We start from the raw sequence: 21163 nt of genomic DNA, 5'->3' as shown, positions 1-21163 counted from the left end.
GAGAAAATTGACCATATTAGCCAACTGATTTTAAAATTATGGTATAATTGAAAAGGAATTTTTGTCAGAAAAGTGGGACGAGCATGATTGTTGATAAGCCAAGTCGCGGACCGCGCGAAGGGGATGTCATCACGATCAAAAGCTATAAGCATGACGGCTCGCTGCATCGAACCTGGCGTGACACGATGGTGTTGAAAACCAGTGAGAATGCCATTATTGGTCTAAACGACCATACTTTGGTGACAGAAGATAACGGTCGGCGCTGGGTGACTCGCGAACCGGCTATCTTGTACTTCCATAAGAAGTACTGGTTTAACATCGTCGCGATGATTCGCGATAACGGGATATCTTACTACTGTAACTTAGCCTCACCATACACTTTGGATAAAGAAGCGCTCAAGTATATCGATTATGATTTGGACGTTAAGGTTTTCCCGGATGGGGAAAAACATCTCTTAGATGCGGATGAGTATGCGGCCCACAGTAAACAATGGCATTACCCTAAAGAAGTTGATCAAATTTTAAAGGCACACGTTAAGATTTTGGTTGACTGGATTAATAACGAAAAAGGACCTTTTTCGCAGGGGTACGTTGATGTTTGGTATTCTCGTTACCAATATTTGATGCAACAGCGGTTAAAAGATCGTCGTTGACTAAGTTAGAAGGACACGGAAACGTGTTCTTTTTTTGTATAATAAACATAACTAAAAAAGACTAGGGGATGACATGGCGGTTACGATTTTATTAACACCGGGTGAAGTAGACAGCCGGCAACAACTGGTTGAACAAATTCACAACCAGCTGGTCCATGAGGACCGGCGTGATATTTACTACGTGGTGCCTAATCACGTGAAGTTTGATGCGGAAGTCGACGTCTTAAAACGGTTGGCTCTGGCTCAGGGCTATTCGGCGGACCAAGTTTTTGCGCAATCACAGGTTCAGGTTTACTCGTTGACCCGGTTAGCCTGGCGTTTCTTGCAGGCCGAAGGAAAGGTTCAGCCACCTGTGTTGGGAGAGGCCGGCCTCTTTGTGCTGGTTTCCCAAATCTTAAAAGAAAATGCCAGTCTCTTGCCAACCTTTGCCCGAATGCAGGCTAAGAAAGGCTTTGTACAAAATTTGGTTAGTCAGTTAGCTGAGTTGCGCGGCGCAGAAATCAGCCCCCAGGACTTGTTGGCTATCTTGGACCAGGTTCAGGAAAGTGGGCAAAAAAATCCCCTGCAGACCAAGACTTTAAGTCAGAAGCTCCGGGATTTGGCAGTCGTAGCGGATGCCTTCAATGAGGCCTTGGCGGAACGCTATTTGTTGGCCCAAGAAGCCCTGCCTTATTTTGTTGAGCAAAGCGAGAACTTGGACTTAAGTAATACTGTCATCTACCTTGAAGGGTTTACAGGCTTTACGGCTGGTGAATGGTCGGTCGTGAACTTTTTGATTGAAAAAACTGATTTGACCTTGGCTATCTTGGGTGACAAAGACCAGTTGACCACTTTTGAATCGGGGGATGTTTACGCTAAACCGTTGACAACGGCCTTAACCATTATCAAACGGGCCCGATACAAGGAAACTGATGTTACTGTTTTGGACGGCCGACAAGATCACCCGTTCGAGACCATTAGTGCGCCGGCTGACAAAAATGAGCCTGCTACTGATTTAAAACAACAAAATAAAACCACAAAGGAAATTCTATTACCGGCCTGGGCCAAATTAGGTTCTTACCAAGAGCCAAAAGGCCAACAGGTCGAACCTGATTTACAAGCCTTTGTGGCGGATAATACCGTGACGGAATTAGAAGAGGTAGCTCGGCGGATTCGCCAGGATTTACAGGACCAACCCGACCTTCATCTACGGGACATCTTGGTCTTAGCCCGTGACCTTGGTCCTTATAGTAAGCACTTACCGGCGGTGATGAACCAGTTTGACCTGGCTTATTTCTTGGATAATGACATTAAGATGGGCAACCATCCCTTGGTGGAGTTGGTAACGAAGCTGCTTGGTCCTGCTAATCAGGCCTTTTACCCGGAAAATATCCTGACAATTTTGAAAACTGGATTCTTACGCCCTAACCAAGACGGCCAGTTGATTAATGATAATATTTATTTTGAAACCGTGGCCTACCTTGATAATTACTTGGCCGGCCACCGCCCTTCTGCACGAAAATGGCATGACCGGCAGACGCAGTTTATTCTGTTTGAGGATAACGGTGAACCAGACCGTCCTGGCTTTGACCAAGATCAGCGGGTTAACCGCCACCTGAACCTTCTGAAGGGTTTTGTGGTGGAAGCCCTTGATGCCATGAACCAGGGGTTAAAGCAAGCGAAAACGTTAAGCGACGGTGCCCGGTTTTTGATGGCTTACCTTGACAAATTTCAGGTTAAAAAGGCGATTATCAACCACCGGGATGCTCTGGTGGAAGCTGGCGACCTGGTGAAGGCACAACAGGTCATGGAAGTTTGGCAGCTCTTTATTAATATTTTGGACCAAGTGGTCCAAGTGGCCGGTGATCAAGACTTTGACCGCCAGGTCTTTTTGGCGGCCCTGCAATCAGGGTTTTCCGGAGGTAAGTTTACGGGTATCCCTAACCAGTTGGACCAGTTAACCATTTCAGAAGCTGGAATCGTACAGAGCCAAAAGTACCGAGTTTTGTACTTTATCGGGGGAACCCGGTCGGCCTTGCCAGCGCAGGTTAAGAATAAGACCGTTTTGACGGACCAAGACCGCCTGCTCGTGCAGCCGGCATTGGCCGAGCAGGACACACCACGCTATTTGCGGCAAACCGCTGCGGCCCAAATGGCTGAAGAAAACTTGGTCTTTTACGGGGCTTTGCAGGCTGCTTCATCAAAGGTTGTTTTGTCCTATCCACTGTTAAATCAGGAAGGCAAGCAAAACGAGATGTCGTCTTACTACAGCCGCTTGTTGAATTTCTTCTTGGTACCGGTTCAACCGGTGGCAGGACAGGCCAAAAACTTGGCTGATTTAACAGCGCATTACTTGGGAACGCCGGCGGCAACGCTATCGCAATTGGCTAAAATGGCCGACTTAGCTGGTCAGGAAACTGATTTTCAAGAGGTCCGAGATGCTTTGGCGGATGCCGGCTTAGACGGCCAGGTGGACCGAGTGCTATCGAGCCGCCACTACCAAAATCAGGCCCGGATTTTGACTCCTGCTTTGGCTAAGGAGTTATTCCAGCGGCCACTGCGGGTCTCAATTTCACAAATTGAAGCTTTCTATCGAAATCCCTATGAGTACTTCCTGAAGTACGGATTGCGCCTACAGGAGCGGCCAAGTGCCGAGTTGGATGCCGCCTCGACGGGAATTATTTATCATGACCTCTTTGAAAAGGCGGTTGGTAACCTGATTGAAAAGAAGGAAACCCTTCGCGACCTCACGCCAGCAGAGATTAAGACCGTTGTTCAAGACGAATTGGCTCGGTTGGTCCAGGAACCACAATTTGCTGAATTAAATGAGGACGGCCAAGGCAAGACAGTGGCCCAGTATTTGGACCAGGTTGCCCAGGAATTGCTCAAACACCTAGCGCAGGCGGCTCAAACGAACCAGTCTGCCCCAGAACGGGTTGAAACCCTCTTTGGCTTTCCGCAGGGAGACCTGATGGCCTTGAGTTTGGGCGAGGGTGACCGGGAGGTCATCGTCCGTGGGAAGATTGATCGGTTAGACCGGCAGGACCCAGCGGGGGACTTTGCCACGCTAGTTGATTACAAGACCTCCGGAAAAAGCTTTAGTTATCGCGATGCGGCCAATGGCCTGCAACTTCAGTTGCTGACCTACTGGCAGGCTGTTCAGGAAAACGCCAAGCAGTTGGGAGTGCAAAGCGTTGGTGGAGCCTTCTTTGCCCCAATCCAGCAAGAAGTGATTCCACTGGCTAAATTCCGCGGTGACGTGGATGAGTTATTGGCTGGTAAAGCCACTAGTCAGAGCTTTCAGTACCGGGGATTGGCCCTGGATAATCCCGATTACCTAGATGAGTTGGAACGACTGGCACCAAAGGAAAAGGCGCGCTATTACCAGCTAACGATGTCAAAGGATGGGCAACCAACGGCAACGTCGGAAACGATTACCGATGCTGATTTTGCCCTCTTGGCCAAGAAAAATCAGGAGCTACTGCAGGAAGCGGCCGAAAAGATTCAGGCCGGGCAGTTCCCAATTCGACCAGTTGAAAGTGCTTTGCAATATTCCGCCTATAAGGACATCATGCGCTTTGACAAGGTCTTAGGCGACCGTTACCAGGTGCCAAAGTATACCGGCCGAAAGAAAGAAGTCATCAAACAGTTACAAGCAGAAGAGGATGGTGAAAATGGCTAGACAGTACACCGAAAATCAAAAAAAGGCGATTAGCCATAGCGGTCATAATATTCTAGTAGCGGCTTCGGCTGGTTCTGGGAAAACGACGGTCCTGATTGAACGCTTGGTCCGTAAAATTTTAGCTGGTGCCAGTGTCGATGAATTTTTAATCGTGACCTTTACCAACGCCGCTGCTGCAGAAATGAAGGAACGGCTGGAAGTGGCAATTACGGAGCAAATTGGCCAGGTGACAGATGACAAGCAAAAACGCTTCTTGCTGGACCAGTTGGCACTCTTGCCCGTTGCGAACGTCTCGACCATTGACTCCTTTGCGCTGAAGCTAATTGATACGTACTACTATAAAATTGGCCTTGATCCTAGTTACCGGTTGCTAGCCGACCAGGCGGAACTAAACCTACTAAAGGACCGGGTGATTGAGGCGGTCTTTGCTGACTTTTATGATCAAAATCATCCCGACCATGAGGATTTTCTTGCCTTAGTCAATAACTTTGCTAATCCAAATCAGGACCAAAACCTGAAGGAAAAAGTCTTAAAGCTGGCTGACTTTGCCTTAGCGCGACCTGATGGTCCGGAATGGTTGGCTTCGTTGGCGGGTGATGTTGATAGCAGTGATTTGGCTGAACAAGCGCCAGCCTCCACGACTGACACAGACTCAAAATTGATGACTACACTAGCCCTAGTTGACCAGAATCTTTTTCAAAAGTTTTTAGCACCAAAAATTTTGGCCACCTTTAACCAGGCGGACCAGGTTTTCACCGGCATTCTACAAGATATCGAGGGGATTAGTGAGTTAAACAAGACGGCCAACTTTGTCCAGGAAACTTTGGAAAAAGTCCATCAAGTCCAGCAGGCGCTAACCGACCACCAATCTTTTGATACCTTGCGGGGTTTGATTGCCTCCGACTGGGGTAAAATCCCACAGGCGAAGACGGCCAAGGTTTTTAAGGAAGACCCGGATTTGGCGGCGCTCTTAGATGCCGCTCGGGCTGGCTTTAGCACTTTCTTTGCCAAGTCCGGTCGGGTTGGAGCGGTCGTCAACTTGAACCAAACCATTTTTGCTTTGACGGAGGACCAGTGGCAGCAGGTCAATGCGGCCGGGAACCAGTTGGTAGGCACGCTGGTTACCGTGACGCAGGCTTTCTTGGATGCTTTCGCAGGCAAGAAGCGGGAAGAAAACCTGTTGGACTTTTCGGATGCCGAGCAGTTGTCCTTGCTGATTTTGCAGCAGGAGGACGTGTTGAATTTGGTGCAAAGCCAATTTCAAGAAATTCTGGTCGATGAATATCAGGATATTAACCGTCTCCAGGAAACTTTTTTGAAAAGCCTATCAAACGGCGAAAATATGTACATGGTGGGGGATGTCAAGCAGAGCATTTACGGTTTCCGTCAGGCCGACCCGTCGCTCTTTACCGGCAAGTACTTTGACTTTGCCAGGGAGGACAGCCCTGATGAACGAATTGAATTGGCTGAAAATTTCCGGTCAGAAAATAACGTGACGACGGTGATTAACCAGATTTTTACCCAATTGATGGATGAGGAACTGGGGGATATTCCTTACCAGGATTCCGCCAAGTTGATTGCGGCGGCGTCCTATCCGGAGATGGTGCCAGCGGTCTTTCATCTCGATATTATCGAACAGGCGGATAAGGAAACGGCAGCCTTTGCGACTGATGAAAGTGGTGAAAATCAGGCGGGGGCAGAAGCCGATAATAGCGAAAAGCGGGCAAGCCAGTACCGCTACTTAGCACAAAAAATTCAGGGGCTGATTCAAAAGGGAGAGGTCTACGATCAAAAGGCTGGTCTGATGCGTCCAATCAAGTTTTCCGATATTGCGATTCTCACCCGGTCTAAGACGGGTTATGTCGAATTGCTCCGAACGCTCAATCAGGCCGGCATCCCGGTCCAATCGGATGGGGTCGGAAACTACTACCAGGTCATGGAAGTGTACTTAGTCCTTGACCTCTTGCGAATTGTCGACAATCCCCATCAGGATATTCCGCTTGCCGCCGTCTTGCGGTCACCGATTTTTGCCTTTGATGAAAATGATTTGGCGGAAATCCGCTTGGCCGATCGTCGTCATGATTTCTATACCGCCGTGGTGGCGGATTCCAAGGAACATGCCCGTAGCCAAAGGTTCTTAGAAATGCTTGGCGCCTGGCAATCGTTGGCCCGTCAAAATGATTTGGTTGGCTTAGTTTTGGCGATTTACCAGGATACGGGTTGGCTGGATTATGTTGGCGGCCTGCCTGGCGGCAACCAGCGGCAGGCTAATTTGCATGCCCTGTATGAGAAAGCCGGTGCCTTTCAGGAAAATGGTCAATCAGGGCTCTACGCCTTTATCCAATACATCGAAGAGATTCAGAAGAATGGTCAGGAAGTTGGCGAGGTGGCCCAGGAATCAGCCGAGGAAAGCGTGGCCTTGATGACCATCCACGCTTCCAAGGGGCTGGAATTTCCAATCGTCATCTTGCCGGAGTTGGAAAAAGATTTGAATGCCCGCGATATGCAGGGCGACTTCTTAGTGCAAAAGGACGCCGGCGTCGGTGTTGATTACTTGGAGCCAAATGCTAAAGTCAAGGTCGCGACGATGGCAAAGTATGCCGTCAAGGAAGCCTTGCAGCGGCAGGCTTGGTCAGAAGAAATGCGCCTTTACTACGTGGCCTTGACCCGAGCCAAGCAGCAACTCTATCTGGTCGGTACCGTTGCTAAGCAAGAGGATGAAAGTGCTCGGCCACGGGCGCTTTATCTTGAGGCGCGGTCAACGACGGGCCAGTTCTTGGGACGCGACTTGCGTCTTCGGTCTAAGTCATACTTGGATTGGACGTTGATTACTCTGGCGCGATTGAAGGTGCCGGCGCTGACTGAGTGGCTAGGCGAGGTCCAGACACCGCGGGTGCCCTCGACTCAGACGCCACAGACTGGTGTGATTCAAGTCGCCATTATCCCAGAAGAGGAAGTTGGCCCTTTGACGGTGAAATCAGCTGGAGCACCAGTTGTAGAACCAGTGGCCGGCGCCGTCACGCCAAAGCAGTCAATTGACACCGACCGACTGCGTGCCCGCTTGAATTATCAATATCCAAACTGGCCGGCGACCCAAACGGCTGCCTATCAATCGGTATCTGAAATTAAGAGTCTCTTTGAGGATCCGGACCAAAGCCAATTGGCGAAACTGACCTTGGACCAGGCTGGCCATCAAATGTCGTGGTCGGGTCATTCTGTTGAAACTGAAGGTAGAGAAGATTCGCACCAGCCGGCTGCTGATAGTAGACTACAAGCTCAAGACGGTGCTGGCTCGAACAATAACAGCAGTCAGGGCAAGTCATACTCCTCGGCTCACCCAGCAACCAAGGCTAGCGCCAGCCACCGTCCTGACCAGCGTGTCCTGGACCCGACGGCTCATGTGCTCACGACCGATACCTTGCCGGTACCAGCCTTTGAGGAAGACGGTCAAGCCAAGCCGGCACCAACTGCTGTTGGGACGGCGACTCACCTGATTTTACAGTTGATTGACTTTAATCAGCCGTATACGTTGGCTGACCTGGAAGACCTCTTGGCTAGCTTGGTGGCCGATGGAAAGGTTTTGGACCAAGTGGCGACCCTGGTTGACCTGGACCAGATTTTAGATTTCTTACAAACAGACATGGCGCAAACGATTGCCCACCATTCTAAGACATTGCACCGGGAAAATCCGTTTTCAATGCTGGTGCCCGCCAACCAGGTCTATCCTGATTTAACCGAGACGGAACCAATTTTAATTCACGGAATTATTGACGGTTACTTTATTGATGACCAGCAAAAAACGATTACGCTCTTTGATTACAAGACGGATTATGTGGCGAAGACGCCAGGACCAAAGCAAAATGAGGGGTTGGCCAAAATTCGTCACCAGTATACCGGGCAAATTCGTCTCTACCAGACGGCTTTGCAGCAGGAATATCCGGGCTACCAGGTACAAAATGGACTTTTGATTCTTTTGGCTGGTCATAGAACGCTTGAAATTTCGGCTAGTCGGCCGGCGGGACTTTCGTAATCGGCTTTGCCAGCGTATAATGGCAGGCAAGTCAGGTGGGTTTCGCCGACTGTTTGTTAGGGCCAAAAGTCAGGTCTGCATGAAACGGGGAATTTTGATGAAAAATTTTTACGATATTTTACAGTACTTAAAAACTTATGACGTCTTTATTCATTTAGGGAAGCGCCTTTGGGACATTGAAATGGCCGCTTTGGAAGTTGATAACCTCTACAAGGCCGATGTGATTTCAAAAGAGGACTATAAAAAAATGAAAGTCATCTTGGCTAAGGAGCATGACCAAGAGGCAAAGTTGACCGGTGATTATTCCGGTCCGGACTTTTTAGCCGCAAGTAGTGTGCAATAAGCTTTGGACCCGTCTAATTTTTTCTTAGTTGGATTGATTGGACAATCAGAATAATATTGTTTAAAAAATAACTTATGCTGTTTTTTTGTAAACGCTTGCATAAAGTAGACAACCTTTGTTAAAATAACTGAGTAATCTAAGACACAGGAGGAATGTTCTGTCAGGCCACTGCGGCAGAGCTACAGTAAATCATGGCAAAAGATAAATTAATCGGGGTTGACCTCGGTGGAACTACTATTAAGTTTGCGATTTTGACTGACGAAGGTGAAGTCCAACAAAAGTGGTCCATTCAGACCAACATTTTGGAAGACGGTAAGCATATCGTCCCTGATATTATTGAATCAATTAACCATCACTTGGACTTGTACCAATTGGACAAGAGTCGCGTGATTGGGATTGGTATGGGAACTCCTGGAACAGTTAACCGTGAAGAAGGAACTGTTAAGGGTGCCTACAACTTGAACTGGGCGCAAGAGCAAGCTGTTAAGGACCCAATCCAAGCTGGAACTGGTTTTGACTTAACAATTGATAACGATGCTAACGTTGCTGCCTTAGGTGAAGCTTGGAAGGGTGCTGGTAACAACGATGCCGATGTTTCCTTCATTACTTTGGGAACTGGTGTTGGTGGTGGCTTGGTTGCTAACCATGAATTGATTCATGGGATTGCCGGTGCTGGTGGTGAAGTTGGCCACATCATCGTTGAACCAAATGGTTACTTGTGTACTTGCGGTAACCATGGTTGCTTGGAGCAATATGCTTCTGCAACTGGTGTTGTTCATTTAGCACAGGACTTTGCTGAACAATATGCTGGTGAATCAAAGTTGAACCGCATGATTGACAACGGTGAAGAAGTTACTTCAAAGATTATCTTTGACTTGGCCAAAGAAGGTGACTATTTGGCTAACGAAACGGTTGATAAGTTGGCTTACTACTTGGGCTACGCAGCCGCTACAATTTCAAACATCTTGAACCCATCAGCCATCGTTATCGGTGGTGGTGTCGCCGCTGCAGGTGAATTCTTGCGCGAACGTGTTGAAAAGAACTGGACAAAGTTTGCCTTCCCAACTGTTCGAACTTCAACTGTTGTGAAGTTGGCTGAATTGGGTAATGATGCTGGTGTGATTGGTGCTGCTTCATTGGCTAACAAGAACAGACAAGATGTTTTGCTTTAATTAATGATTAAATATCCAACAGAAAACAAACAACTGACCGGTTGTTTGTTTTTTATTATCTCAAGGGTCCGTGAAACTTATGGTAGAATAGGAAGTGATCTTGGCAAGTAAATTGCCAACGTTTCAAGGAGGACCGAGTAGTGGAGTGGGAAAGTTTTTTTGAACCATACACCCAGGCCGTCGCAGAGCTAAAAGTGAAGTTGAATTATCTCAGCGCACAGTACCAAAAGGCCGGGGAGCCAACGCCGGTTGAATATGTTACGGGCCGGGTAAAGTCCCAGGCGTCAATTGAAGAAAAAATTGTGCGTCGGCACTTGCATGAAGACCGTCTGGCCCTCGATTTGCAAGATATTGCTGGTTTGCGAATTATGACCAAATATATTGAAGATATTTATGCGGTTGTGGAACTCTTACGCAAGCGGACTGATTTTACCATTTTGGAAGAACGTGATTATGTAATGAACGCTAAGCCTTCGGGCTACCGATCATACCACATGGTGATTGAGTACCCCGTTTCCTTATTGGATGGGGAACACAAGGTCTTAGCAGAAATTCAAATCAGGACTTTGGCCATGAACTTCTGGGCAACAATCGAACACGATTTGCGCTATAAGCATGGTGAAATTTCACCGGAGATGGCTGAAGAATTAACGGAAATTTCCAATCAGACCTTTTCACTGGAACAAGAATTTTCAGAGATTAAGGCAAAGGATTAAGAAGTGCCGGCTTAGGCCGGCCTTTTGATTAGCAAGCAGAAAAAGATCTTAGAGGAGTAGGCATGAAAGTCGCCTTATACAATAATGATCAGGCCCAGTCGCTTGCCATTGTGGCCGACCTGAAGAAAGAATTGAAAGCTCAGGGAATTGCTTTGGACCGGGAAAATCCCGACCTAGTGATTTCCGTTGGTGGTGATGGCACTCTTTTGGGAGCCTTTCATGAATATATCGATGGTAATGATGATTTGCGTTTCGTTGGTTTACATACCGGCCATTTGGGCTTTTATACCGACTGGCTGGGCAGCGAGGTCAAGGAACTGGTGAACAGTCTAGTTCATGACAAAGGTCAGCGCGTTTCGTACCCTTTGCTGAAGATGACGACTGTCACTTCTGATGGCGCTAGGCAGGAGTACTTGGCCTTGAATGAGGGAACGATTAAGCAGCCGGTTGGCACAATGGTCGCCGATATTTGTTTAAGTGGCCGGCGCTTTGAAGGCTTTCGGGGTGACGGTGTGGCGATTGCCACGCCAACCGGATCGACTGCCTATAATAAGGCTAATGGCGGGGCGGTCTTACACCCGTCATTAAAGGCAATTCAAATGTCTGAAATTGCGTCGATTAATAACCGGGTCTTTCGAACGTTGGGCTCGCCATTAGTTGTTCCAGCCGGGCAGAAGATTACCATTCGGCCAAAAACCAAGGCCTTTTTGTTGACCTGCGACCAGTTAGAGATATTGGCCGAGGGCATTGAGGCCGTTGAATTTGAAGTGGCCGAAAAGGAAGTTCATTTTGCCTCCTTCCGTCATTTAGACTTTTGGAGTCGGGTGAAGCAGGCCTTTATCGCTGACAGCAGTGAAGAAGACGTTGAATAAGTGGCAGGGCGGTGTCTGGTCGAACAAAGGCACCGCTTTTGCATGGAATTGAAAGGAGCCGGTCATTCAGCCGGCACAGATAAACCAGTATGAAATTTTCTTGGACATATCAGGGAACAGAAGAGCGGAAGGTCCGTTCTTTCTTACAAAGTCACGGTGTTTCGCACCGGATGTTCTCCCAAATGAAGCATAACGGGGGCGCTATTTTGGTCAATGACCAACAGGTGTACACCTCCGATTATATTAAGGATGGCGACTTGGTCACCATTGTGATGCCGGTTGAAACGGGGAACGACTTGGTCGTTCCTGATTTCACCCCATTGGACGTGATTTATGAAGACGAGCACTTTTTGGCTGTTGATAAGCCATACGGAGTCACCACCGTCCCAGGCCATGCCGATCGATTGCACACGCTGGTGAACCAGGTCAAGGGGCACTTGCTCGATGAGGGGGCCGAAGATTTGGTGCCCCACGTTGTGACCCGTCTTGACCGGGATACTTCCGGGATTGTCTTGTTGGCCAAGCATCGCTTTGCCCATGCCGTGTTGGACCAACAATTGCAGGATCATTCGGTGGAAAAGTTCTATACGGCCTACGTTTCTGGTCACTTGCCAGATGACCATGGCATGATTGAAGAACCAATTGGCCGCTTGCCGGGTGACTTTATCAAGCGGACGGTGACGCCTGATGGCAAACTATCCAAGACAGAATATTGGGTGGAACACCGGTACACTAATGATGAAAATCAGCCGATGACCCGAGTGAAGGTCCAGTTACATACTGGCCGGACACATCAAATCCGCGTTCATTTTGCCCACATCGGTTTTCCGTTGGTGGGGGATGATCTGTACGGTGGACCATTGTGGTATGGATTGAAGCGACAGGCCTTGCACGCCTACCAGATGACCTTCTATGATCCTTTTATTGAAGAATATCGCCACTTGCAAACGGATTTGCCGGCTGATTTGCAGGCGTTAAAGGACATTCAAGGGTAAAAACGTTTACGACTGCGGTTGAAGCCAAGCTGATTTTGTAGTATTTTCAAGAAAGATAAACGAAGTGGAAAGGAATCCTTTCATGGAATTAGACAATGAGCAGCAAGTCCGACAAGCTGTCCATGCCTTAACGGACTTGCTCGAGAACGGACAAGACGATGACTTTATGACCGAATTCACCAACCTACACGATTTTGAAAAGGGGCAGGTTTACGCCAGCTTTTCGAAGAACATTCGAGAGGTTGCCTGGCGGGTCATGGATGATGAAACGCTCGCGACAGTTTTTGATAACTTGGAAATCGATGCCGAAGAGGTCGTTGACCTTTTGCAGGAGATGCCACCACAAAAAGGGGCCAATATCCTGGTTGAAATGTTTGCTGATAACGAGGCTGATTTATTCCAGGCAATGCCAGCCCGGTTAGCTTCAACTTATTTGGCATTGATGCCTCATCGAGAAGCTCAAGAAATCAGAAATTTGATTAAGTACGAGGACCAGACGGCCGGGGCTTTGATGGCCACGGAATACTTGGCAGTAGCTGCAGGCTCAGTAGTGAAGGACGTTCTAGCCCAAGTGAAGAAACAGGCCGAAGAAGCCGAATCAATTATCTATGTCTATGTGGTTGATGAAAACCATCGCCTGGTGGGGATTGTTTCCTTGCGGGACTTGCTGACCCATCCGGATGAGATGACGATTGAGTCAATTACCAATACCCGGGTTATTTCGGTGAAGGCGGGGGATGACCAAAAAGAAGTCGCCCAAGTCGTTGCCGATTACAACTTTTTTGCCATTCCGGTTACCGATGATGATCAACATTTGTTGGGAATCATTACAGTCGATGATATTGTTGACGTAATTGATGAAGAAGCGGTCGAGGAGTACTCTGGTTTGGCTGCCGTCGATGTTTCTGATACCGATGACAGTCCCTGGCATTCCGCACTGAAGCGGATGCCTTGGTTCTTGGCTCTGCTAGTGTTGGGCCTCGTTTCCGTCGCCTTAGTCGCTAGCTTTGAGCATACCATTCGTCAGACACCGATTTTGGCTGCCTTTATTACGGTTATTGCCGGCGTTGCCGGAAATGCCGGCACACAATCCTTGGCCCTGGCCGTTCGGCACTTTGGATCCAGCACGGACCGGTCTTTTTGGAAAAATCTGATTTCTGAGTTGCTGTCTTCCTTTGTGCTAGCCATCTTAGCGGGCGTGGTTCTTTTTGCCGTTGTTTCCCTTTGGCAAGATAATGAAGGCCTGGCCTTGGCAGTTGCTTTGTCTGCAATCGTTGCGATTCTGCTTTCATCATTGCTGGCATACTTGGTGCCGGCGGTATTGAGTAAAGTGAATTTGAATCCAGCATTGGTGAATGGGCTATTGGTGCAGACAGTGGTCGATTGGGCGGCTATCCTGATTTACTTTGGGATTGCCACGGGCATGTTGAATGAATTTATTGGAAAATAGCGTATAAGCGATGTCATTATTTAATGGCATTGCTTTTTCATTTTGAATCGCTTTTGTCTGATGAAATCAAAAGTAACCTTGACTTGGGGCCTGCAAAAGTAGGTCAGATAGTGTAAAATGAACAATGATAGGCTTGGCCAAGTTTCGCAGGTCACCGTTGAGAGAATGATTAATCAAGGAGAATTTTTGTGAAAAAAATTGGGACAATTATCGGGGTCGTTGTGGTGGCAGCGGTTGTTGCCGGTGGTGGTTATGCTATTGGCACTAATCACACCTCAAAAGAGTCGATGACTTCATCAAGTTCGGTTTCAACCTCTTCGGCCGTGTCGTCAACGACTAAAAGTATTAGCAGTGACAGTACTAGTTCAAATTCAAGTAGTTCGATGGCACCATCATCAACATCGTCTGCAACAAGTACCACGAGTCAAAAGGGTGCTAACCCACAAACATCAGCTAGCTATGACCCTAATAAAACATTGAACGGTCAAACAGTTGATTCATCAATGATTCAACAGGTGACGGCTCAATTGAAGGCTGCTGGTTTGCCTGCTGATCAGTGGGCACCGAGCGATATTAAGCAAATTATCACGCAAGCATCACAACAGGGGGTATCGCCTGTGACTTATGCCAAGCAGAATTTTCACCAGTAAGGATTAAAAGAAACCATGAATGTAAAAAATACTTTTCTAACGTTAGCAGCAGCAACCGCTTTTGGTGCCGTTGTAGATGTTAGCCATCACCTAGTTGCTCAGGCTGATAGTGTTGCGGCTGTCACTGCCGGTCAAACGGGGTTACCGCGTATGGATGTCGTTGATGTGTCATCTTATCAAGGCTATTTGACGGCCCAAGACTATGTAACGATGCGCAATAATGGTGTTAAGGGCATTATCGTCAAGTTGACTGAAGGAACTACTTATAAAAATCCGTATGCCCAAGACCAAGTTAATAATGCACGCGCTGCTGGATTGACTGTTTCTGCCTACCACTATTCTGATTTTAATACCCCAGATGGCGGTCGCGCAGAGGCGAATTACTTTGCAGATTTTGCAACACAACTTGGTTTTAAGAGTACTGATTTGTTAGTTGACGACTTGGAAGATAGTAGTACGGTTGGTGGAAACGTTTCGGATAACGCTCGGGCCTTTAATGATCAATTACATGCTCGTGGTTTTACTAATACAACCTTGTATACCTATGCATCGTATAAGAAGACCAACAATCTTGATACTTCAATTTTTGGTGGCGACAGTAAGGTCTGGATTGCACAGTATCCTTATAATCCATCTGGTAGTGATGTTTGGAACACTGGGTTTGGCATGTGGCAATGGTCATCTAATGCTTCTTTTAATGGCATAAGTGGTAAGTTTGACGTTTCCATGGATTATACGGGAATGGCGACAAATGGAGCGGCTAGTGGTACTCAAACCAGTAGTACAACGAATAATAGTCAATCAACAAATACAGGTAGTAACCAATCAACTAATACAACGACACCAACAACCGATACCGAGTCAGCTTCTGATAAATTAGTGAAGGCAATCCAAGCTGCTAAGACTTCAGGCTACCTTTACGATGGTACAGATCAAAATGGTGGCTTCCGATGGTATGAAAACGGCCAACCATACACAGGCTTCCGTTATTACATGGGGACTTATTACTGGTTTGTTAATGGCGTACGTCAAAATGATGACTGGCGATCGGCCTGGGGAATGACGTATTGGACAGATAGCAATGGCCGCGCTGTTCAAGGTGTACAAACAATTAATGGTAAGCAATACTATTTTGGAAATGACGATACGTATTTTGTCCGAACTAATCAAACAGTGTCTATTGACAATGCTCAGTTTCAGGCAGATGCAAATGGTGTTTTAACACCAATTACGGGTTATGCTTATGATGGCTCTGATCAAAATGGTGGTTATCGTTGGTATGAAAATGGTCAGCTATACACTGGTTTCCGGTATTATATGGGGACTTACTATTGGTTCGTTAATGGTGTTCGCCAAAACCAGGGTTGGCGTTCAGCTTGGGGCTTGACCTATTGGACGGATAACGATGGTCGTGCCGTTCAGGGTTGGCAAACAATTGATGGTAAAAGCTACTACTTCGGCAGTAATGGAACGTATTACCTTCGATAATATAATAAAAAGACAAAATTTATTAGAATTTTGTCTTTTTTTATTGAACAAAATGATTATCACTATTAGTGCATTATCCTCTTGAAAAAGCAATTAAGAATGCACTTAAAGTGGAATTAAATAACAAATTGAAATGATGTATGACAATAAATAGTTAATGTTGTAAAATTAATTTTGACGAGAAAAATAAGAATGATTAAAAATAAATGGAAAGTAACGTTAGAAGAAATAGTAAAGAAAAATTCTAAATAATTATTTATTTTAATATGATAATGAGGAAAGTAGCTGGTTGGTACGTATAATTTTAGTGAGACATTTTGAATAGGAGTTTAAGAATAATGAAATTAAAAAAAACGTGGCTAGCGTTAACGGCTATTACAGCGCTTGGAGTCGTTGCTAATCAAAATCATTTAACGGTTCATGCTGATGATATTGACCGCGTGACGGGTGGACAGAGTGGGATACCTCGGATGGATGTCGTTGATATTTCATCAAACAATGGCTATCTTTCAACGAGTGATTTTCAAACCATGAAAAATAATGGCGTTCAAGGAATTATCGTTAAATTGACCGAAGGAACTTACTATCATAACCCGTACGCCAGTAGTCAAATTGCTAATGCGAAATCAGTTGGTTTAAAGGTTTCTGCTTATCATTATTCTACTTATGTTGATCAGAATAGTGCACGGGCTGAGGCAAATTATTTTGCTGATTATGCAACGCAACTAGGTTTTACTAGTAGTGATTTATTGGTAAATGATTTAGAAGATACTTCGACACAAAATAGTGGCGTATCAAATAATAGTCAAGCCTTCAATGATCAATTGAAAAGCCGAGGCTTTGCTAATGGGGCTTTATATACCTATGCCTACTATAAAAAAAGTATGAATCTTAACACATCATTTCTTGGGAATAATCGGATTTGGATGGCCCAATATCCGTATACGCCATCTGCTAATGATCTTTGGAATACACAATATGGCATGTGGCAGTGGTCTTCAAATGCAGGTTTTAATGGGATTAGTGGCACTTTTGACGTTTCCATGGACTATGTTGGAATGGCGACATCGTCGACAGGATATGTTTGGGATTCTTCTGTTAAAACCTATCGGTGGCTAGAAAATGGACAGCCGTATACAGGCTTCCGTTATTATATGGGGACTTATTATTACTTTGATAATGGTTACCGCTCAGATAATGCGTGGCATGATGCCTGGGGAAAGCGATATTACACTGGCAATGATGGACGTGCTGTTCAAGGATTACAGACGATTGCTGGGAAACGATATTATTTTGGCGATGATAATACTTTCAATCTTCGCGAAAATCAAGCAGTCGCTGATGATAATCAAATGTATCAAGCGGATAAGGATGGTGTTTTACAGCCATGCCAAGGTTATCTTTATGATGGATCTAATCAAAATGGTGGTTTCCGTTGGTATGAGAATGGTCAACTATACACAGGTTTCCGTTACTATATGGGTACGTATTACTGGTTTATCGATGGTGTTCGTCAAAACGCAGGCTGGCGGTCTGCTTGGGGAATGACTTATTGGACTGATACGAGTGGCCGCGCAGTTCAAGGATTGCAAATGATTAATGGTAAGCAGTATTATTTCGGTAATGATGGGAGTTATTATGTTCGCCAAAATCAAACAGTGTCTATTGACAATGCTCAGTATGAGGCTGACGCTGCAGGAATATTAACGCCTATTAACGGTTATGCGTATGACGGGTCAACCCAGAATGGTGGCTATCGTTGGTACGAAGACGGTCAGCTATACACAGGCTTCCGCTATTATATGGGGACTTATTATTGGTTTATTAACGGTGTTCGCCAAAATCAGGGTTGGCGTAACGCTTGGGGTTTGACTTACTGGACAGATAGTGATGGTCGTGCCGTGCAGGGATGGCAAACAATTGATGGGAAAAACTATTATTTTGGTAATAATGGAACATATTATTTGCGTTAATAGTTAAAATAATCACTAAATAAATAGTCTTTTTGTGTTAGAATGTAACAGTAGAAATGTTTTATTACAACGTTAAATAGATAGAGAGTTCACAATGCGATTTAAAATGTACAAGAGTGGTAAGTACTGGGCAGTCGGTTCCTTATTGACTGCTGGCTTATTTGGTGCGCTGGCTGTTCAATCGAACAATGTATCAGCTGATGATAATGGCTCAGGCAGTTCTTTGGTTAGTTCTAGCCCAAGTGCTTCAGTTGTTGCGGATAACCCCTCGACAGTTGCCAATGGGATTACAAAAAATGACCAAGGATTTGTGAATTATGTGGATGGCACAAAGCAGACGAATGCTTGGGACCAAACCAACACTTATTATTTTGGCGCAGATGGTCAAGCTGTATCTGGTTTGCAAACAATTAATGGTAAGCAGTACTATTTTGGCGATGACCAAACTTACAAGGTTCGTAAGAACACAGAAGTCACGGTCAACAATCAAACCTATACTGCCGATCAAAATGGTATTTTAACTGCCAAAAATGGTTTGGAAAAGAATCAAAATGGCTATATTGATTACGTCAACGGTGTTAAGCAAACGAATGCTTGGGACCAAACCAACACTTATTATTTTGGCGCAGATGGTCAAGCTGTATCCGGTTTGCAAACCATTGGAGGCAAGCAATATTACTTCGGCGATGATCAGACTTACACAGTACGCAAGAGCATTGAAGTCACGGTTAATAATCAAACCTATACTGCCGATCAAAATGGTGTTTTAACTGCCAAAAATGGTTTGGAAAAGAACCAAAATGGCTATGTTGATTATGTGAACGGTGTTAAGCAAACGAATGCCTGGGACCAAACGAATACCTATTATTTTGGTGTGGATGGCCAAGCTGTATCCGGTTTGCAAACCATTGGTGGCAAGCAATATTACTTCGGCGATGATCAGACCTACACGGTTCGTAAGAATACAGAAGTAACAGTTAATAATCAAACTTATACTGCTGATCCAAATGGTATTTTAACTGCCAAAAATGGTTTGGAAAAGAACCAAAATGGCTATGTTGATTATGTGAACGGTGTTAAGCAAACGAATGCCTGGGACCAAACGAATACCTATTATTTTGGTGTGGATGGCCAAGCTGTATCCGGTTTGCAAACCATTGGTGGCAAGCAATATTACTTCGGCGATGATCAGACTTACACGGTTCGTAAAAACATGGATATCACTTTTGCTGATACGACCTATACTTCAGCTAGTGATGGCTCTTTGTCATTAAAAAATGGTGTCTTTACTAATGCTGAAGGTTTGATTGATTATCAAAATGGTCTTTTGCAAAAAAATACTTGGGTTGTTAACCAAGGAAGCACATACTATTTTGGTTCGGATAGTCAAGCAGTTTCTGGGTTGCAAAGTATTAATGGTAGTCAGTATTTCTTTGGTGATAATCAAAGTTACCAGTTACAGGTTAGCTTTGATATGAAAATTAACAATGTTACTTATCATGCAGATAAGAGCGGTCGGTTAACTCCGAAGAATGGGGTTATTTGGGGATTTGGTGATTCAACAACCGTAGGTTGGAACTCATACAATGATGGGAGTCAATCTTATGATAGTTATGCAGCCCAAGATTTAGATAAGTTGTACTTAAATACGTCTGCTCATTCTGGAACGCAAATCGGTAATGATATGTCATGGATGGTAGATGAAGCGATTAAATCAGCTTCTTATAGTACAGCCACTGATATTGTCATTGGTATGGGTGTTAATGACATTAATTATGGTGGAACGAGTCCTCTGAATACTATTATTCAAATTTATCAAGACAGTATTCGTCGTTTGCACGAGGCTAATCCTAATATTCGTATTTATATTTTGCTTCCTCAAGGGGACTATTTAAATGGTAAAAATAACGATACGATTGGACCCGGTGGTTTTTCGATGAATCAACTTCGTGCTGCTTTAACGCAAGTTGGTAATAATTTAGGTATTACTGTCATTAACGCTGGGGTCGTTACAGATGAAAATCATGCGACCACATTACCAGATGGTGTTCACCCAACGAACGCAACTTACCAAGCAATTGGGACTAAAATTGCTCAAGCCATGCAGGCTAATCCAAACAACACATATCAGGCCAACTATCAAAACTATTCCTTAGGAACTGTGAGCGGCTATTATAATACTTTGGCAGGGTATGAGTGGCTAGAAAATGGCCAGGTTTACACTGGTTTCCAAAAGTACTATGGTGCCTATTATTGGTTTAACAATGGGGTTCGTGATGCGAATTCTTGGCATCAAGCGTGGGGAAATACTTACTACGTAGGTGGTGATGGTCGATCAGTTCAAGGTTTCCAAACAATCGATGGTAATCTTTATTATTTCGGTAATGACGGCTCATTTACCTTAAGAATGGATAAGGCGTTCTCCGTGAATGGGTTAAATTATTTCGCCGATGATCGAGGAATTGTGAAGGTTGTAATGACTGGAACTGGTTATCTGTACGATGGCTCAGAGTACAATGGTGGTTATCGCTGGTATGACAATGGTCAACTGTATACAGGTTTCCGTTTTTATATGGGTACGTACTATTGGTTTGTTGATGGCGTGCGCCAAAATGAAGGTTGGCGGACTGCCTGGGGTTACAAGTATTGGACGGACACTAATGGACGTGCGGTTCAAGGCTTGCAGATCATTGATGGAAAGCAATATTATTTTGGTGACGACGGGACGTACTATGCTCGTGAAAACCAAATGGTTATGCTAGGGAATCAAGAGTATAAGGCCAATGGTGATGGAATTTTGCAACCATGGTCTGGCTATGTTTATGATGCTTCATCCTATAATGGTGGTTATCGTTGGTATGAAAATGGTCAACTTTATACCGGATTCCGCTACTACATGGGAACCTATTATTGGTTTGTTGATGGTGTGCGCCAAAATGAAGGTTGGCGAAGTGCATGGGGCTATAAGTACTGGACGGACGCTAATGGACGTGCGGTTCAAGGCCTGCAAATCATTGATGGTCACAGTTATAACTTCGGCAATGACGGCACATATTTCTTACGCGGATAAATTGAGTGATTCTCATGACATCCATAACAAAATGATGAAAAAGTTCTTTGAAATTCATTTTTCGAAGAGCTTTTTCTTTGCTTTATGGTG

13 protein-coding genes are annotated in these 21163 nt (G+C 45.5%); all 13 read left to right on the top strand.

Annotated features, from left to right (window positions below; translation table 11 throughout):
* Window positions 1-83 precede the first annotated feature (83 nt).
* On the top strand, window positions 84-653 hold the full coding sequence (gene ntdP / locus AOQ32_RS03070; RefSeq protein ID WP_047975116.1) for a nucleoside tri-diphosphate phosphatase: 570 nt from the start codon (window positions 84-86) through the stop codon (window positions 651-653).
* Window positions 654-726: 73 nt separating this feature from the next.
* The gene (locus AOQ32_RS03065; RefSeq protein WP_059393542.1) at window positions 727-4314 is read left to right on the top strand and encodes a PD-(D/E)XK nuclease family protein; all 3588 of its coding nucleotides are present in this window, start codon (window positions 727-729) and stop codon (window positions 4312-4314) included.
* Window positions 4307-8344, top strand: coding sequence for a helicase-exonuclease AddAB subunit AddA (gene addA / locus AOQ32_RS03060; protein ID WP_158531860.1), 4038 nt, complete (start codon window positions 4307-4309; stop codon window positions 8342-8344). The genes AOQ32_RS03065 and addA overlap by 8 nt, the downstream gene beginning before the upstream one ends.
* 97 nt (window positions 8345-8441) lie before the next feature.
* Window positions 8442-8687: a YqgQ family protein gene (locus tag AOQ32_RS03055; protein ID WP_047975119.1), complete on the top strand. Its 246-nt coding sequence runs from the start codon at window positions 8442-8444 to the stop codon at window positions 8685-8687.
* 191 nt (window positions 8688-8878) lie between these two features.
* Entirely contained in the window at window positions 8879-9859 is a 981-nt protein-coding gene (locus AOQ32_RS03050) for an ROK family glucokinase (protein WP_047975120.1), read from the top strand.
* Window positions 9860-9999: 140 nt separating this feature from the next.
* A complete protein-coding gene (locus AOQ32_RS03045; protein WP_059393540.1) occupies window positions 10000-10575 on the top strand; it encodes a GTP pyrophosphokinase in 576 nt (191 codons plus the stop codon).
* Window positions 10576-10637: 62 nt separating this feature from the next.
* Complete coding sequence (locus tag AOQ32_RS03040) at window positions 10638-11447, top strand: NAD kinase (protein WP_059393539.1); 810 nt, start codon at window positions 10638-10640, stop codon at window positions 11445-11447.
* 89 nt (window positions 11448-11536) lie between these two features.
* Window positions 11537-12442 (top strand): RluA family pseudouridine synthase, encoded by a 906-nt coding sequence (locus AOQ32_RS03035; RefSeq protein WP_059393538.1) that lies wholly within the window; start codon window positions 11537-11539, stop codon window positions 12440-12442.
* Between the two features lie 82 nt (window positions 12443-12524).
* Window positions 12525-13892 carry a magnesium transporter gene (gene mgtE, locus AOQ32_RS03030; protein WP_059393537.1) on the top strand — a complete coding sequence of 456 codons (1368 nt, stop codon included), beginning with the start codon at window positions 12525-12527 and terminating at the stop codon, window positions 13890-13892.
* A 188-nt stretch (window positions 13893-14080) separates the two neighbouring features.
* Entirely contained in the window at window positions 14081-14542 is a 462-nt protein-coding gene (locus AOQ32_RS03025; protein WP_059393536.1) for a hypothetical protein, read from the top strand.
* Between the two features lie 15 nt (window positions 14543-14557).
* Window positions 14558-16030 carry a GH25 family lysozyme gene (locus AOQ32_RS03020; RefSeq protein WP_059393535.1) on the top strand — a complete coding sequence of 491 codons (1473 nt, stop codon included), beginning with the start codon at window positions 14558-14560 and terminating at the stop codon, window positions 16028-16030.
* A 338-nt stretch (window positions 16031-16368) separates the two neighbouring features.
* The gene (locus AOQ32_RS03015; protein WP_059393534.1) at window positions 16369-18003 is read left to right on the top strand and encodes a GH25 family lysozyme; all 1635 of its coding nucleotides are present in this window, start codon (window positions 16369-16371) and stop codon (window positions 18001-18003) included.
* A gap of 94 nt (window positions 18004-18097) precedes the next feature.
* Window positions 18098-21073 (top strand): GDSL-type esterase/lipase family protein, encoded by a 2976-nt coding sequence (locus AOQ32_RS03010; protein WP_059393533.1) that lies wholly within the window; start codon window positions 18098-18100, stop codon window positions 21071-21073.
* Window positions 21074-21163: the final 90 nt, after the last annotated feature.

This window comes from Fructobacillus tropaeoli (assembly GCF_001047135.2).
Taxonomy (GTDB): Bacteria; Bacillota; Bacilli; order Lactobacillales; family Lactobacillaceae; genus Fructobacillus; species Fructobacillus tropaeoli.
Note: the sequence above shows the minus strand (reverse complement) of the source record. Positions and strands in the feature narration are given on the sequence as shown.

Coding starts and splice junctions, on each gene's coding strand:
- AOQ32_RS03020 (WP_059393535.1), top strand. CDS start 14,558: ATGAATGTAAAAAATACTTTTCTAACGTTAGCAGCAGCAACCGCTTTT.
- AOQ32_RS03035 (WP_059393538.1), top strand. CDS start 11,537: ATGAAATTTTCTTGGACATATCAGGGAACAGAAGAGCGGAAGGTCCGT.
- addA (WP_158531860.1), top strand. CDS start 4,307: ATGGCTAGACAGTACACCGAAAATCAAAAAAAGGCGATTAGCCATAGC.
- AOQ32_RS03010 (WP_059393533.1), top strand. CDS start 18,098: ATGCGATTTAAAATGTACAAGAGTGGTAAGTACTGGGCAGTCGGTTCC.
- AOQ32_RS03065 (WP_059393542.1), top strand. CDS start 727: ATGGCGGTTACGATTTTATTAACACCGGGTGAAGTAGACAGCCGGCAA.
- ntdP (WP_047975116.1), top strand. CDS start 84: ATGATTGTTGATAAGCCAAGTCGCGGACCGCGCGAAGGGGATGTCATC.
- AOQ32_RS03055 (WP_047975119.1), top strand. CDS start 8,442: ATGAAAAATTTTTACGATATTTTACAGTACTTAAAAACTTATGACGTC.
- mgtE (WP_059393537.1), top strand. CDS start 12,525: ATGGAATTAGACAATGAGCAGCAAGTCCGACAAGCTGTCCATGCCTTA.
- AOQ32_RS03050 (WP_047975120.1), top strand. CDS start 8,879: ATGGCAAAAGATAAATTAATCGGGGTTGACCTCGGTGGAACTACTATT.
- AOQ32_RS03040 (WP_059393539.1), top strand. CDS start 10,638: ATGAAAGTCGCCTTATACAATAATGATCAGGCCCAGTCGCTTGCCATT.
- AOQ32_RS03015 (WP_059393534.1), top strand. CDS start 16,369: ATGAAATTAAAAAAAACGTGGCTAGCGTTAACGGCTATTACAGCGCTT.